Here is a 15588-nt window from a genome sequence, read left to right on the forward strand (position 1 = left end):
ATGCGCCTCGCCCGCATCCCCGTCTCGGCCGTCCTGATCCTGCTCGGCCTGATCCTCCAGGTCAGCGTCTTCGGCCGGCTCCAGCTCCCGGGAGCCACCCCGGACATACTGCTCCTCGTCGTGGTCGGCCTGGCCATGGTCTACGGGCCGACCGGCGGCTGCCTGGTCGGCTTCTCGGCCGGCCTGCTGGCCGACCTCGCACCGCCCTCCGACCACGCGATCGGCCGCTACGCCCTGGTGCTCTGCCTGATGGGCTACGCCGCCGGGCTGCTGCGCCCCGAGCACGGCCGCCAGCGCTCCGTCTCCGGCGCGCTGCTGGTGGTCGGCGCCGCGGCGATCGCCTCCACCCTGCTGTACGCGCTGGTCGGCGCCCTGGTCGGCGACACCGCGGCCCGGCACGTCGGCCTCGGCGGCCTGGTGATCAGCGCCCTGCTGTACGACCTGCTGCTGGCCCCGTTCGTGGTGCCGCTGGTGATGATGCTCGGCCGCCGCTTCGGCCGCGACCCGGTGACCGCCGCCGACGACGACGAGAGCGGGCCGGGCCTGGGTCTGGGATCGCTGGCCCGCTACCGCACCACGCGCGAGGTCTCCAGCGGCCCGGCGTACAAGAAGCGGCGCGTGCCCGGCTTCGCCCGGCGCCCGTAACCGGCCGGTCCAGGCCCGCCCCCAGACCTCCTGACCCTCCCGCACCCCTGGAGCGCACGAGACGTGAGCAACATCCCCGAGACCGGCCGTACCCGGCGGGTGACGATCCGTCTGGTGGTGCTGCAGATCCTGGTGCTGTCGCTGCTCGCCACCCTGGGCGGACGGCTCTGGTACCTGCAGATCCGCAACGCCAAGGAGTACACCGCCAAGGCGACCGGCAACCACATCCGCGAGGTGGTCGAACCGGCCGTCCGCGGCGAGATCCTGGACGCCTCCGGTCGGATCCTGGCCGGCAACGAGACCCGGCTGGTGGTGTCCGTCAGCCGCACCTCGCTGCTCCAGCAGAAGGACGGCGGCAAGGGGGTGCTCGGCCGGCTCGCCGACGTGCTCGGGATGCCCGCCAAGGACGTCCAGGAGAAGGTCCGGCTCTGCGACGCCAAGACCCAGCAGCCCTGCTGGAACGGTTCTCCCTACCAGCCGATCCCGGTCACCAAGGAGGCGACCACCCAGCAGGCGATGCAGATAATGGAGCGCCGCGAGGACTTCCCCGGGGTCACCGCGCAGCCCACCGCCGTGCGCCGCTACACCGGCGCCGAGGGCGCCAACATGGCCCAGGTGCTCGGCTACCTCTCGCCGGTCACCGACGACGAGGTCAGCAAGACCGCCGCCAAGAGCGGCCTGGACCGCTACCTGCCGGCCGACCAGATCGGCCGGGCCGGCCTGGAGTCGGTGTACGACCGCGACCTGCGCGGCACCGCCGGCATCACCAAGCTGGAGGTCGACAACCTCGGCCGGGTGATCGGCACCGCCGGCACCGTCGCCCCGCAGACCGGCGACAACCTGGTCACCAGCATCGACGCCCGGGTGCAGAAGGTCGTCGAGGACAACCTGGCGCAGGCCATGAACGACGCCCGGAACACCTTCGACAAGGTCACCAACCGCAACTACGAGGCCGACTCCGGCGCCGCCGTCGTGATGGACGTGCACACCGGCCGGATCGTCGCGATGGCCAGCGCCCCCACCTACGACCCCAACCTCTGGGTCGGCGGCATCAGCGGCAAGGACTACCAGTCGCTGACCAGCAAGGACTCCAACTTCCCGCTGCTGAACCGCGCCATACAGGGTCAGTCCGCCCCCGGCTCGACCTTCAAGGTCGTCTCCACCACCGCCGCCGTACAGGCCGGCTACTCGCTGGACGGCACCTACGCCTGCCCCAAGAGCCTCACCATCGGCGGCCGCGAGTTCAAGAACTTCGAGAGCGAGAACTTCGGCTCCATCTCCCTGGAGAAGGCCCTGGAGGTCTCCTGCGACACCGTCTTCTACGGCCTGGCCTACGACCAGTGGATGAAGGACGGCGGCATCAAGCCGAAGAACCCGGGCGACTGGTTCTTCAAGACCGCCCACGAGTTCGGCCTCGGCGCCAAGACCGGCATCGACCTGCCGGCCGAGGTCCCCGGCCGGGTGCCGGACCGGCAGTGGAAGCAGTCCTTCTACGACAACAACAAGGACGCCTGGTGCGCCCAGGCGCAGAAGGGCGGCAACAGCTTCTCGGACCAGATCGCCCGGGAGAACTGCGTCGACGGCTACCAGATGCGCGCCGGTGACGCCGTCAACTTCGCGATCGGCCAGGGCGACACCCTCGTCACCCCGGTCCAGATGGCCCGGATCTACTCGGCGCTGGCCAACGGCGGCACCTTCTACCGGCCGACCATCGCCAAGGCGGTGATAAGCCCGAGCGGGGACCTCGTCCGCGACATCGCCCCGCACGAGGACGCCAAGTTCCCCGGCGACCAGAAGCTGCTCAGCTACATCGACCAGGCCACCGCCGGCGTCATCACCAGCGGCACCGCCGCCTGGAAGTTCGCCGGGGCCGGCTGGCCGCAGAACAAGATCGAGCTGCACGCCAAGACCGGCACCGCCGAGGTCGAGGGCAAGCAGACCACCTCCTGGCTGACCACGTACAGCAAGGACTACGCGGTCGTCATGACGATAAGCCAGGGCGGCACCGGCTCCGGCGGCTCCGGCGACGCCGTGCGCCGGATCTACCAGGCGCTGTACGGCGTGGACGACAAGGGCAACATCGACAACGGCAAGGCGCTGCTGCCCGCGCCGCAGGGCCAGCTGCCGAAGTTCAACCCGGACGGCACCGCGATCATCAAGCCGGCCTCGTACGACGCCGGTGCGGCCCCGGTGTCCGCCGCCACGCAGCTCGCCCCGGTGTCCGCCGTGGCGCCGGCGACGGTGGACCCGGCCCTGCCCGACGCCGCCCCGGCGACGGCCTTCCTCGACCCGGCACCCCCGGCCGGCAGCCCGGCCGCGTACACCGCGGCCGACGCCGCCGCGCTCGAACCGAACCGCCCGGGAAGGGGACGGGCATGACCTCCTACGGCTCGTACCGGCAGCTGCGGCTGAGCCCGCAGCGCAGCGGGGTCTCCAAGGCCCTGGCCAAGGACTCCCCGCTCTGGCGGCTGGACTGGATACTGCTGCTGGCCGGCCTGGCCCTCTCGCTCATCGGCTCGCTGCTGGTCTGGTCGGCCACCCGCGGGCGCGACAACCTCACCCACGGGGACCCGCAGTACTTCCTCTACCGGCACCTGACGAACTTCGTGATCGGCCTGGTGCTGTGCGCCGTGGTGATAGCGATAGGAGCCCGGCGGGTCCGCACCCTGGTGCCCTTCGTCTACGTCGGCGTGATCCTGCTGCTGATGGCGACGCTCAGCCCGATCGGCTCGACCGTCAACGGCGCCCACTCGTGGATCCAGCTCGGCGGCGGCTTCTCCGTCCAGCCCGCCGAGTTCGCGAAGGTCGCCATCCTGCTGGCGATGGCCGTCGTGCTGTCGGACCAGGTCGACGCGGGGGAGCGGGAGTTCCCCTCGCACCGGGCGGTGTTCCGGGGCCTGATCTGGGCCTGCCTGCCGATGGGCCTGGTGCTGCTGATGCCGGACGCCGGATCGGTCATGGTGATGTCCGCGGTCGTGCTCGGCATCCTGCTCGGCTCCGGCGCCGCCAACCGCTGGGTGCTCGGCATCCTGGCGCTCGGCGTCAGCGGGAGCATCGCGATCTGGAAGCTCGGGCTGCTCAGCCAGTACCAGATCGACCGCTTCGCCGCCTTCGCCAACCCGCAGCTCGACCCCAACGGCGTCGGCTACAACACCGCCCAGGCCCGGATCGCGATCGGCTCGGGCGGACTGACCGGCAAGGGGCTGTTCCACGGTACCCAGACCATCGGGCAGTTCGTGCCGGAGCAGCAGACCGACTTCGTGTTCACCGTCGCCGGTGAGGAACTCGGCTTCGTCGGAGCGCTGGCGATCATCTCGCTGGTCGGCGTGATCCTCTGGCGGGCCTGCCGGATCGCCCGCCAGGCCACCGACCTGTACGGGACGATCGTGGCGGCCGGCATCATCGCCTGGTTCTCCTTCCAGGCCTTCGAGAACATCGGGATGTGCCTGGGCATCATGCCGGTCGCGGGCATCCCGCTGCCCTTCGTCTCCTACGGCGGCTCCTCGATGTTCGCGGTCTGGATCGGCATCGGGCTGCTCCAGGCGGTGCGCAGCCAGCGGCCGATAGCGGCGTGAGCTGTCGGCTCCCCTGAACCTTCGGCTTCCCTGAACGTTCGGCTCCCAGGGCCGGTCCGGATCCCTCCGGACCGGCCCTTCTCCTTGCCCTGCAAGGCAGTTGACGAATCGTCAGGCGGGGTGCAGCAGGCAGTCGGCGGCGGTCAGGACCGCCCGGGTCTGGTGGGCCAGCTGCTCCTGGACCGGCACCCAGCGGGCACCGAAGCGGTGCCGCAGCCGCTCCAGGCTGTCCGCCACGACGGCGCGGGCGCGCTCCCTGGTGGCCTCGGCGGCCGGGCCGCGGGCATCGGCGAGCAGTCGCAGCAGGATCGAGGCCACCCGCAGCGGCAGCCGGGCGGCGACCAGCCCGGCCGTGGTCGCCCGGGCGGCGCTCAACGGGCCGGGGCACCACAGCTCCAGCCACTCGGCGGCCATCCGCGGGGCCACCGCCAGGTTGAACTCGGCGCTGCGCACCAGCGGGCCGTACGCCTCCCGGGCCTGGGCCGGGACGCGGGCGAGCAGCGCGTCGAGCTGCTCGGTGCGCAGGGTCAGCTCGCGGGCCGCCTCGCCGACGGCCCGCGGCCCGGCCGGGTGGACCCGGGCGTCGCCGACCGCGTCCACGGCCCACATCGGGACCTCCAGGACGGCGGTCACCCCGCCGTACCGGGCCGCGTACGACCAGGTGGACAGCTCGGGCTCGTCCGGCAGCGCCCGGGGGGTGCCGGTGCTGCCGGGCGGCGGCATCAGATAGGTGCCGGGGGCGGGGCTGGACCAGCCGACCGCGTCGTAGGAGTCCACGTCCAGCGGGATGCCGGCCCGGTCCGCGGAGCGGGCGAAGCGCTCGGCCAGGCCGCGTACCGGGCCGGTCAGCTGGACGAAGGCGCCGCCGAAGTCCACCCCGTGCAGCGAGCACTGCAGGAAGGGGCGCAGCTCGTCGATCAGCCCGGTCAGCGCCAGGCTCTCCGGCATCGGCGGGCGGCCGGAGCCGGGGGCGGGCAGCAGTTCGGGCTGCTCCTCGAAGGCGGGGCGGAAGAAGTGCTCGTAGTGGCGGCGCATGGTGAGCGGGCCGTCCAGCCAGCCGGCGTTGAGGGCGGCGCCGTCCGGGTCCAGGCAGAGCAGCAGGTGCCAGGACAGCCCGGGCCGGGCGGGGCGCTCCAGCAGCACCTCGGCCAGTCGGACGGCGGCGGCGGTGCCGATCGGCTCGTTCGGGTGCGGGCCGCCGACCACCAGGGCGGCGCGCGGCCCGCGGTCCACCGAGAGCAGCAGCAGCGGGCGCCCGGCCCGGGAGCGGCCCACCTCGCGCAGCCGGCAGCGGTCGGGGTGGCGCAGGGCGAGGCGGCGGGCCGCGCTCTCCGCCTGGGCCGCGGTGGGGTAGCGGGCCGGCCGGGCGTCGGGGGCGCGCAGGGCCAGGGGCCGGACCCGCCGACCGGTGTCGGTCATGGTTCTCCTTGCGACCGGTCGTACGGCCGCCGGGGCGCGCGGGAGTGCCGCGCCGCCGGACGCGGCCTGCGGGCCGGGGGGACGGGCTCCGCGGGGCCGGGGTGAGGGGGCCGCGCGGGGACGGGGGAGGGCGTACTGGGGCGAGCGGGCCGCCGGGGAGTCGGCGTTGGCCGAGCGTACGACCCAACTCCCGTCTCCGGAAGGGGTACAGGGCCTTGGGCAGGGCCCTGTCAGTACCGCACGGGCGTTCCGGGCGTGTCAACGGCGGACGGGGCCGGGCGGCGGGCGCGCACCGCGCGTGCCGGGGCGGTCACCGGCGGGTGCGGATCGCGCCGGGGCGCACCGGCGGGCAACCGTCCCGGACGGGCCGTTCCCCGGATTGGGCTACCCTTGAGGGTCACCCCTCCCGTGCCGAATCGCGGCACCGAATCACGTCGTAAGGGTTCCTAGTACATGACTGTCGAATCGGTCTTCCCACGCCTGGAGGCACTCCTCCCGCACGTCCAGAAGCCGATCCAGTACGTCGGCGGCGAGCTCAACTCGACCGTCAAGGACTGGGACGCCTGCGACGTCCGCTGGGCGCTGATGTACCCCGACGCCTACGAGGTCGGCCTGCCCAACCAGGGCGTCATGATCCTCTACGAGGTGCTGAACGAGCGCGAGGGGGTGCTGGCCGAGCGCACCTACAGCGTCTGGCCGGACCTCGAGGCACTGATGCGCGAGCACCGGGTGCCGCAGTTCACGGTGGACGCCCACCGCCCGGTCAAGGCCTTCGACGTGTTCGGGCTGTCGTTCTCCACCGAGCTCGGCTACACCAACATGCTGACCGCGCTCGACCTGGCCGGCATCCCGCTGGAGGCCGGGGACCGTACCGATGAGGACCCGATCGTCCTGGCCGGCGGCCACGCGGCGTTCAACCCCGAGCCGATCGCGGACTTCATCGACTGCGCGGTGATCGGCGACGGCGAGCAGGCCGTCCTCGACATCACCGAGATCATCCGTGCCTGGAAGGCCGAGGGCCGCCCGGGCGGGCGCGACGAGCTGCTGCTGCGCCTGGCGCGCACCGGCGGGGTGTACGTGCCGAAGTTCTACGACGTGGAGTACCTGGCCGACGGCCGGATCGGCCGCGTCGTGCCGAACGCCCCGGGCGTGCCGTGGCGGGTGTCCAAGCACACCGTGATGGACCTGGACGAGTGGCCGTACCCCAAGCAGCCGCTGGTCCCGCTCGCGGAGACGGTGCACGAGCGGATGTCCGTGGAGATCTTCCGCGGCTGCACCCGCGGCTGCCGCTTCTGCCAGGCCGGCATGATCACGCGCCCCGTGCGGGAGCGAAGCATCACCGGCATCGGCGAGATGGTCGAGCGCGGGCTCAAGGCGACCGGCTTCGAGGAGGTCGGCCTGCTGTCGCTGTCCAGCGCCGACCACACCGAGATCGGTGACATCGCCAAGGGGCTGGCCGACCGCTACACCGAGGACAAGATCGGCCTGTCGCTGCCGTCCACCCGCGTCGACGCCTTCAACATCGACCTCGCCAACGAGCTGTCCCGCAACGGGCGCCGCTCGGGCCTCACCTTCGCCCCCGAGGGCGGCAGCGAGCGGATGCGCAAGGTGATCAACAAGATGGTGTCGGAGGAGGACCTGATCCGCACCGTCGCCACCGCCTACGGCAACGGCTGGCGCCAGGTGAAGCTGTACTTCATGTGCGGCCTGCCCACCGAGACCGACGAGGACGTGCTCCAGATCGGCGAGATGGCGAAGAACGTCATCCAGAAGGGCCGCGAGGTCACCGGCCAGAACGACATCCGCTGCACCGTCTCCATCGGCGGGTTCGTGCCCAAGCCGCACACCCCGTTCCAGTGGGCCCCGCAGCTGTCCGCCGAGGCCACCGACGCCCGCCTGGCCAAGCTGCGCGACTCCATCCGCGGCGACCGCAAGTACGGCAAGAACATCGGCTACCGCTACCACGACGGCAAGCCCGGCATCGTCGAGGGCCTGCTCTCCCGCGGCGACCGCCGGATCGGCGCGGTCATCCGCGCGGTCTACGAGGACGGCGGCCGCTTCGACGGCTGGCGCGAGTACTTCTCGTACGACCGCTGGATGCTCTCCGCCGAGAAGGGCCTGGCCGGCACCGGCGTCGACGTCGACTGGTACACCACCCGCGAGCGCTCCTACGAGGAGGTGCTGCCCTGGGACCACCTGGACAGCGGCCTCGACAAGGACTGGCTGTGGGAGGACTGGCAGGACGCCCTGGAGGAGGTCGAGGTCGACGACTGCCGCTGGACGCCGTGCTTCGACTGCGGCGTGTGTCCTCAGATGGACACCCAGATCCAGATCGGCCCGACCGGTAAGAAGATGCTGCCGCTGACGGTCGTCAACAAGTAGTCGGCGCAGGGCTCTCGACCCCCGTCCGGAGTGTTCCGGGCGGGGGTCGGTCGTGGGCGGCTGACCAGGGGCGGAGCGAGCGGGGCGGCGGGGCGCGTACCCTTTGGGGTGACAGAGTCCGGACAGTGGCGGGTTTGCGCCGCGCCGGACGGGGAGAACTGACTAAGGACTGAGCGACCCTGGCACGCCGTACGCCCGACGGTCCGCCGCCCGCGCCGACGGTGCAGCGGATTCGTCTCCGCTACACCAAGCGCGGCCGGCTCCGCTTCACCAGCCACCGTGACTTCCAGCGCGCCTTCGAGCGCGCCCTGCGCCGGTCCGCCGTTCCGATGGCCTACTCGGCGGGCTTCACCCCGCACCCGAAGGTGTCCTACGCCAACGCCGCCCCGACCGGGGTGGCGAGCGAGGCGGAGTACCTGGAGATCGGCCTGGCCGCCGCGCGCGACCCGGAGCAGCTACGGGCGCAGCTGGACGAGTCGCTGCCGGACGGCCTGGACGTGATCGACGCGGTCGAGGTGCGCACGCCCAACTTCGTGGAGCGCCTGGAGGCCTCCGAGTGGCTGGTGCGCCTGGACGGCGTCGAGCCGGCCGAGGCCGCCGAGGCGGTCCGCGCGTTCCTCGCCGAGGAGAAGGTCGAGGTCGAGCGCCGGACCAAGAACGGCGTGCGGGTCTTCGACGCGCGCGGTGCGGTGGCGGCGCTCGTCGCCGTCGAGCCGCAGGTCGACGGCGGTGCGGACACGGCGGTCGGAAACGGCCGCGATGTTCGGACGGGCCGTCCCTGTGCGATACTGCGCCTGGTAGTACGACACGCCACACCCGCCGTACGACCCGACGACGTATTGTCCGGTCTCCGTGCGACGGCCGACCTGGCGCCGCCGGTCCCCGCAGAGGTGACCAGGCTGGCGCAGGGGCCGCTCGATGAGGAGTCCGGCACGGTGACCGACCCGCTGGCGCTCGACCGCGCCGCGGCCCCGGCCGGCTGAGAAACGGCCGGCGGGCCGCGCGCTACCGCGTCCGCCTAGGGGGCGGAGGCCGGGTCCAGTGCCTCACTGGACCCGACGGTCCTCCAGGGTTGCCGCGGCTCCCCAGGGGAGCGAGCGTCGTCGCAGCACAGGCCGGCCACTCGGGGCCCGCCGACCACGACGGTCGGTGGGCTCGGGACCCCGTCCGGGAGCCACCCGGGGTTGGGGGACGGCTCAGCTTGGGAAAAACTCAGAAGACTGGTCAGACCAGAAGACTTTCGACACCCCGCGCAACGCGGGGCGCCGAGCGAGACTACGAGCCCCTGTGCGGCCTCGCGTCCGCACGGCGGCACCGTCAAAGGGTCCGGCCCGAGCATCCTCGCGATGCCGGCCGCCCACTGGTGCCGTGCCGTGCCCGGATGTGGAGCCCGGGGGCCTGACGGGAGATCCACCCGCATGCTCGATAACACCGATCCGCAGCAGACTGCGGCCACGGAACAGAACGAAACCGCCGCGACCGGTGGTGAGGGCGCGTCCGCCGCGCCGCCGCGCCGTCGTCGCCGGGCGGTGTCCCGCCCGGCGGGCACCCCGCAGGGTGCGGCCGCCGAGACGGCCGAGACGGTGGTCCCGGTCGAGCCGACGGCCGGTGCGGCCGAGGTGCCCGCCGAGGCGGCGCCGGCGGCCGAGAAGCCGGTCCGGGCCCGCCGGACCCGCAAGCGTGCCGAGGCTCCGGCCGGTGCTCCGGAGGAGACCGCGATCGTGGTCACCGCTCCGGAGGCCGAGGCGAAGGCCACGGAGGCGAAGGCCACAGAGACGAAGACCACGGAGGCGAAGGCCGAGGAGAAGGCGGAGAAGCCCGTTCGGGCCCGTCGGACCCGCAAGAAGGCCGAGGCCCCGGTCGAGGAGCCGGTGGCCGCCGCCCCCGCCCCGGTGGCCGAGCCCGTCGCCGAGCCGGCCGTCGAGCCGGTGGCCGAGGAGGCCCCGGCCGCTCCGGCCCGCCGTCCGCGCCGCCGTCGCGTGGTCGAGGCCGCGCCGGTGGTCGAGGCCCCGGTGGAGGAGCCGGTGGCCGAGGAGCCCGCCGTCGAGGAGGAGCCCGCCGAGGAGGAGGCCGTCGAGGCCGTCGCCGAGGCCCCGGTCGCCGCCGAGCCGGTCGCCGCCCCCGCCCCGGCCGCTGAGGCCGAGCCGCACCACCGGGTGCGCCGCCGCGCCGTGCGCCCGGCCACCGCGGTCTTCCAGGCCCCGGTGTTCCAGGAGCCCGCCCCCTACGTCGCGCCCGTCGCGCCGCAGCAGCCCGCCGCCGCCTCGGCGCCGGTCGAGGCCGCCCCGGCCGTCGAGGCCGAGCGCCAGGACGAGGACGAGTACGAGTACAGCGGTGTCGGCCGCCGCCGCCGGGTCCGCACCCGGGTCGAGCCGAACCGTCGCAGGACGGCCGCCGAGGCGCCGGCCAAGGCCGCCCCGGCCAAGTCGGCCCCGGCCAAGGCCGCTGCGGTGAAGACCGCTCCGGTCAAGGCTGCTCCGGTGAAGGCCGCTCCGGTCGAGGTCCCGGTCGTCGAGGAGCCCGTCGTGGAGGCCCCCGTCGCCGGTCCGGAGGCCGAGGACGAGTGGGAGGACGGCCGTCCGTCCCGCCGCCGCCGTCGGGGCGGCCGTCGCCGCCGCCGTGGCGAGGCCGAGGACTTCGAGGCCGCCGAGGCCGTCGAGACCGAGCAGCCCGCCGCCGAGGAGCCGACCCGGGCCGTCGCCGACGAGGACGACGAGGACGACGACGACCTGGCCGCCGGCCTGTCCTCGTCGCGCCGCCGTCGCCGCCGTCGCCGCCGCAGCGGTGAGGCCGGCGCCGTCGAGGCCGCCGAGACCACCGAGGACGGCGTCCGCACGGTGGTGAAGGTGCGCGAGCCGCGCCGCCGCTCCACCGAGCCGTCCTTCGACCCGGACGAGGTGCAGTCCATCAAGGGCTCGACCCGTCTGGAGGCGAAGAAGCAGCGCCGCCGCGAGGGCCGCGAGCTGGGCCGCCGCCGGGTGCCGATCATCACCGAGGCCGAGTTCCTGGCCCGCCGGGAGTCGGTCGAGCGCGTCATGGTGGTGCGCCAGAACGGCCAGCGCACCCAGATCGGCGTGCTGGAGGACGGCGTGCTGGTCGAGCACTACGTCAACAAGGAGCAGGCCACCTCGTACGTCGGCAACGTCTACCTGGGCAAGGTCCAGAACGTGCTGCCGTCCATGGAGGCCGCGTTCGTCGACATCGGCAAGGGCCGCAACGCGGTGCTGTACGCCGGTGAGGTCAACTTCGGTGCGCTGGGCCACGGCGGCCCGCGCCGGATCGAGTCGGTGCTCAAGTCCGGCCAGTCCGTGCTGGTCCAGGTCTCCAAGGACCCGATCGGCCACAAGGGCGCCCGCCTGACCAGCCAGATCTCGCTGCCCGGCCGCTACCTGGTGTACGTGCCCGAGGGCTCGATGACCGGCATCTCGCGCAAGCTGCCCGAGAACGAGCGGGCCCGCCTCAAGCAGATCCTCAAGAAGATCGTCCCGGACGACGCGGGCGTGATCGTGCGCACCGCCGCCGAGGGCGCCTCCGAGGAGGAGCTGACCCGCGACGTCCAGCGCCTCCAGCAGCAGTGGGAGGACATCCAGAAGAAGGCCGCGACCGGCAACGCCCCGGCGCTGCTGTACGGCGAGCCGGACATGACCGTCCGGGTCGTCCGCGACATCTTCAACGAGGACTTCACCAAGGTCATCGTCTCCGGCGACGAGGCGTGGAAGACCATCCACGAGTACGTCTCCAACGTGGCGCCGGACCTCGCCGAGCGGCTCCAGCGGTGGACCTCCGAGGTGGACGTGTTCGCCACCTACCGGATCGACGAGCAGCTGATGAAGGCGCTGGACCGCAAGGTCTGGCTGCCCAGCGGCGGTTCGCTGGTGATCGACCGCACCGAGGCGATGATCGTCATCGACGTCAACACCGGGAAGTTCGTCGGCCAGGGCGGCAACCTGGAGGAGACGGTCACCCGGAACAACATCGAGGCGGCCGAGGAGATCGTGCGCCAGCTGCGGCTGCGCGACCTCGGCGGCATCATCGTGATCGACTTCATCGACATGGTCCTGGAGTCCAACCGCGACCTGGTGCTGCGCCGACTGCTGGAGTGCCTGGGCCGGGACCGGACCAAGCACCAGGTGGCCGAGGTCACCTCGCTGGGCCTGGTCCAGATGACCCGCAAGCGGGTCGGCCAGGGCCTGCTGGAGTCCTTCTCCGAGGCCTGCGTGCACTGCAACGGCCGCGGCGTGATCGTGCACATGGAGCAGCCGAGCGCCCACGTCCACGCCCCGGCGGCCACCGCCGTCGAGGCGGGCCCGGGCAGCGGCAAGCGCCGCCGCCGGGGCAAGGGCGGCGCGGGCCACGAGGAGCCGCAGGCCGTCGAGGCCGGGTCGGTGGCCGAGGCCGTCGCCGAGGCGTTCGAGGAGCCCGCCGAGCCGGTGCGCGAGGAGATCGAGGGCCAGCTGGCCCTGGAGGTCCCGGGCGTCGAGGCCCCGGCCGTCGGGACCGTGGTGGTCGAGACGCCGAAGGCCGTGGAGGTGGAGGCCCCGGTGGCCGAGGCCCCCGCCGCCGCTCCGGCCGGCCGTCCGCGCCGCCGCGCGGTGCGCAAGGCGACGGCTCCGGCCGGTGCCCCGCAGGCCGCCGAGATCGTGGTGCTGCAGGCGAAGGCCGACGCGGCCCTGGAGGCGGCCCTGGCCGCCGCCGCCCCGGCCGCCGAGCCGGCGGTCGAGGTCGTGGCCGAGCCCGCCGCGGAGGTGGCCCCGGAGGCCGCCGCCGGGACCGCCGTCGCGGAGACCGAGGTCGTCGAGACCCCGGCCGCGGAGGAGGCCCCCGCCGAGGAGGAGCCGGCCGAGGAGGCCCCGGCGCCGAAGAAGCGGGCCGCCCGCAAGACCGCCGCGAAGAAGACCGCCGCCAAGAAGACCACCACGGCGGCCAAGAAGACCACCGCCCGCAAGACCGCGACCAAGCGGACGAGCGCGGCGGCCAAGAAGGCCGCGGCCGCCGAGGGTGATACGGCGTCCGAGTAGTGCCCACGCCGGGGGCGGGAGTCCTTCCCGCCCCCGGTCGTACCGGCCGGTTTGCCCCCTGGGCGGCCGGTCCGTATTCTTGACCATCGGCGTGTCTACGCCGCGCTCCCGAGCACATCACCTCTCCGAGAGCACCGCGCCCCGTGCGCGCGCGTTCGGAGGGAGGCCCCTGTGTCCGTACCCAGGTGGCTGGCGTCGGGAGTTCCGACCGAGTTGGGAAAGTAGGTACCGCATGTACGCGATCGTTCGCGCAGGCGGCCGCCAGCACAAGGTCGCCATCGGCGACGTGCTGGAGATCGACCGTATCGAGGCCAAGCCGGGTGACTCGGTGGAGTTCTCGACCATCCTGGTCGTCGACGGTGACGCCGTCACCTCCGACCCGTGGGTCCTGGCCGGCGTGAAGGCTCACGCCGAGGTGGTCGACCAGACCAAGGGCGACAAGATCGTCATCCTGCGCTACAAGAACAAGACCGGCTACCGCCGTCGTCAGGGTCACCGTCAGAAGCACACCGCGGTGCGCATCACCAGCATCGACTCGGTCAGCAAGTAAGGGGATAGCGAAAAATGGCACACAAGAAGGGCGCAAGCTCTACTCGTAACGGCCGTGACTCGAACGCCCAGCGCCTCGGCGTGAAGCGCTTCGGTGGCCAGGTCGTCTCGGCCGGCGAGATCCTCGTCCGCCAGCGTGGCACCCACTTCCACCCGGGTGCCGGTGTCGGCCGTGGTGGCGACGACACCCTGTTCGCGCTGACCGCCGGTGCGGTGCAGTTCGGCAACCGTCGCGGCCGCAAGGTCGTCAACATCGTGGCCGTCGAGGCCTGAGTCCGAACGGACTCCCGAGTCTGACAGGACTCACACTGAAGGGTGGGCCGGAATTCTCCGGTCCACCCTTCGCGCTTTACGCAGAAGAACCCTTCCCCGTACTGGAGGCACAACCATGACCACCTTCGTGGACCGCGTCGAACTGCACGTCGCCGCGGGTAACGGAGGCCACGGCTGCGCCTCCGTTCACCGTGAGAAGTTCAAGCCGCTCGGCGGACCGGACGGGGGGAACGGCGGTGAGGGCGGCAGTGTCATCCTGACCGTGGACGCGCAGGTCACCACCCTGCTCGAGTACCACCACTCGCCCAAGCGCAAGGCCACCAACGGCAAGCCGGGCGCGGGTGGCAACCGCACCGGCGCCGAGGGCTCCGACCTCGTCCTGCTGGTGCCGGACGGCACCGTGGTGCTGGACCGCCAGGGCAACGTGCTCGCCGACCTGGTCGGCCACGGCACCAGCTTCGTCGCCGCCCAGGGCGGCCGCGGCGGCCTCGGCAACGCCGCGCTCTCCTCGGCCCGCCGCAAGGCGCCCGGCTTCGCGCTGCTCGGCGAGCCCGGCGAGGCCCGCGACATCGTGATGGAGCTCAAGTCCGTCGCCGACGTGGCGCTGGTCGGCTACCCGAGCGCCGGCAAGTCCTCGCTGATCTCGGTGCTCTCCGCCGCCAAGCCGAAGATCGCGGACTACCCGTTCACCACTCTGATCCCCAACCTCGGCGTGGTCACCGCGGGCGAAACCGTCTACACCATCGCCGACGTGCCCGGCCTGATCCCGGGCGCAAGCCAGGGCCGGGGCCTGGGCCTGGAGTTCCTGCGGCACGTCGAGCGCTGCTCGGTGCTGGTGCACGTGCTGGACTGCGCCACCCTGGAGCCCGGCCGCGACCCGCTGACCGACCTGGAGACCATCGAGGCGGAGCTCGCCGAGTACGGCGGTCTGGAGGACCGCCCGCGCCTGGTCGCGCTCAACAAGGTGGACGTCCCGGACGGCCAGGACATCGCCGACCTGACCCGCGCCTCGCTGGAGGAGCGCGGCTACCAGGTGTACGAGGTCTCCGCCGCCTCCCGCAAGGGCCTGCGCGAGCTGAGCTTCGCGGTGGCGAAGATCGTCGCCGAGGCGCGCGCCGCCAAGCCGGCCGAGGAGTCCACCCGGATCGTGATCCGGCCCACGGCCGTCGACGACGAGGGCTTCACCATCGAGGAGGAGGACGGCTCCTACCGCATCCGCGGCGTCAAGCCGGAGCGCTGGGTCCGCCAGACCGACTTCAGCAACGACGAGGCCGTCGGCTACCTGGCCGACCGGCTGGCCCGCCTCGGTATCGAGGACCGGCTGTGGAAGGTCGGCGCTCGCGAGGGTGACACCGTCATCATCGGCCCGGAGGAGAACGCCGTCGTCTTCGACTGGGAGCCGACCATGGCCGCCGGCGCCGAGATGCTCGGCCGCCGCGGTGAGGACCACCGGATGGAGACCCAGCGCCCGGCGGTCGACCGTCGCCGCGAGAAGCAGAAGGGCCGGGACGCGGCCGAGGCCGAGTACCTCGCCTTCGAGGCGCTCTCCAGCGGCCGGCAGGCCGCGATCGAGGACGACGAGGAGAACTGAGTCGATCCCGCCGCGCAGCGGACGGCCCCGCCACCTCGACAGGTGGCGGGGCCGTCCGCTGTGTTGCTGCATGACGCGCCGTCACCTCGCCCGAGGGGTCCGGAGCTTGGGCGGGGCCGGTCCAGCCGGTGAAACC

The 15588-nt window shown here is 72.9% G+C and carries 10 protein-coding genes; 9 read left to right on the forward strand and 1 reads right to left on the reverse strand.

Features of this window, described 5'->3' with window-relative positions:
- From mreD to rodA, 3 genes are all read left to right on the forward strand, one after another.
- A complete protein-coding gene (mreD, locus tag ACFV8H_RS24430) occupies positions 1–645 on the forward strand; it encodes a rod shape-determining protein MreD (protein WP_380403562.1) in 645 nt (214 codons plus the stop codon).
- A 63-nt stretch (positions 646–708) separates the two neighbouring features.
- On the forward strand, positions 709–3024 hold the full coding sequence (gene mrdA, locus ACFV8H_RS24435) for a penicillin-binding protein 2 (protein ID WP_380403565.1): 2316 nt from the start codon (positions 709–711) through the stop codon (positions 3022–3024).
- Complete coding sequence (rodA, locus tag ACFV8H_RS24440; RefSeq protein ID WP_380403567.1) at positions 3021–4220, forward strand: rod shape-determining protein RodA; 1200 nt, start codon at positions 3021–3023, stop codon at positions 4218–4220. Before mrdA ends, rodA begins: the two co-directional genes overlap by 4 nt.
- A gap of 111 nt (positions 4221–4331) precedes the next feature.
- On the opposite strand, the gene ACFV8H_RS24445 is transcribed toward rodA, so the two are convergent.
- Positions 4332–5639, reverse strand: a complete 1308-nt coding sequence (locus ACFV8H_RS24445) for a M14 family zinc carboxypeptidase (RefSeq protein ID WP_380403569.1) — start codon at positions 5637–5639, stop codon at positions 4332–4334.
- A gap of 453 nt (positions 5640–6092) precedes the next feature.
- Between ACFV8H_RS24445 and ACFV8H_RS24450 the strand changes: the two genes are divergently transcribed.
- From ACFV8H_RS24450 to obgE, 6 genes are all read left to right on the forward strand, one after another.
- Positions 6093–8021 (forward strand): TIGR03960 family B12-binding radical SAM protein, encoded by a 1929-nt coding sequence (locus tag ACFV8H_RS24450; protein WP_380403572.1) that lies wholly within the window; start codon positions 6093–6095, stop codon positions 8019–8021.
- 221 nt (positions 8022–8242) lie between these two features.
- A complete protein-coding gene (locus ACFV8H_RS24455; RefSeq protein WP_375893117.1) occupies positions 8243–9004 on the forward strand; it encodes a TIGR03936 family radical SAM-associated protein in 762 nt (253 codons plus the stop codon).
- Between the two features lie 435 nt (positions 9005–9439).
- Complete coding sequence (locus ACFV8H_RS24460) at positions 9440–13039, forward strand: ribonuclease E/G (protein ID WP_380403575.1); 3600 nt, start codon at positions 9440–9442, stop codon at positions 13037–13039.
- A gap of 232 nt (positions 13040–13271) precedes the next feature.
- A complete protein-coding gene (gene rplU / locus ACFV8H_RS24465) occupies positions 13272–13589 on the forward strand; it encodes a 50S ribosomal protein L21 (RefSeq protein WP_375893120.1) in 318 nt (105 codons plus the stop codon).
- Between the two features lie 14 nt (positions 13590–13603).
- Positions 13604–13861 (forward strand): 50S ribosomal protein L27, encoded by a 258-nt coding sequence (rpmA, locus tag ACFV8H_RS24470; RefSeq protein WP_030058248.1) that lies wholly within the window; start codon positions 13604–13606, stop codon positions 13859–13861.
- 115 nt (positions 13862–13976) lie between these two features.
- A complete protein-coding gene (gene obgE / locus ACFV8H_RS24475) occupies positions 13977–15452 on the forward strand; it encodes a GTPase ObgE (protein WP_380403579.1) in 1476 nt (491 codons plus the stop codon).
- Positions 15453–15588 lie beyond the last annotated feature (136 nt).

Source organism: Kitasatospora sp. NPDC059827, assembly GCF_042731675.1.
Taxonomy (GTDB): domain Bacteria; phylum Actinomycetota; class Actinomycetes; order Streptomycetales; family Streptomycetaceae; genus Kitasatospora.

Bases quoted from the DNA above. Each gene is read 5' to 3' on its own strand.
- obgE (WP_380403579.1), top strand. From the start codon at position 13,977: ATGACCACCTTCGTGGACCGCGTCGAACTGCACGTCGCCGCGGGTAAC.
- ACFV8H_RS24450 (WP_380403572.1), top strand. From the start codon at position 6,093: ATGACTGTCGAATCGGTCTTCCCACGCCTGGAGGCACTCCTCCCGCAC.
- rpmA (WP_030058248.1), top strand. From the start codon at position 13,604: ATGGCACACAAGAAGGGCGCAAGCTCTACTCGTAACGGCCGTGACTCG.
- rplU (WP_375893120.1), top strand. From the start codon at position 13,272: ATGTACGCGATCGTTCGCGCAGGCGGCCGCCAGCACAAGGTCGCCATC.
- ACFV8H_RS24460 (WP_380403575.1), top strand. From the start codon at position 9,440: ATGCTCGATAACACCGATCCGCAGCAGACTGCGGCCACGGAACAGAAC.
- rodA (WP_380403567.1), top strand. From the start codon at position 3,021: ATGACCTCCTACGGCTCGTACCGGCAGCTGCGGCTGAGCCCGCAGCGC.
- mreD (WP_380403562.1), top strand. From the start codon at position 1: ATGCGCCTCGCCCGCATCCCCGTCTCGGCCGTCCTGATCCTGCTCGGC.
- ACFV8H_RS24445 (WP_380403569.1), bottom strand. From the start codon at position 5,639: ATGACCGACACCGGTCGGCGGGTCCGGCCCCTGGCCCTGCGCGCCCCC.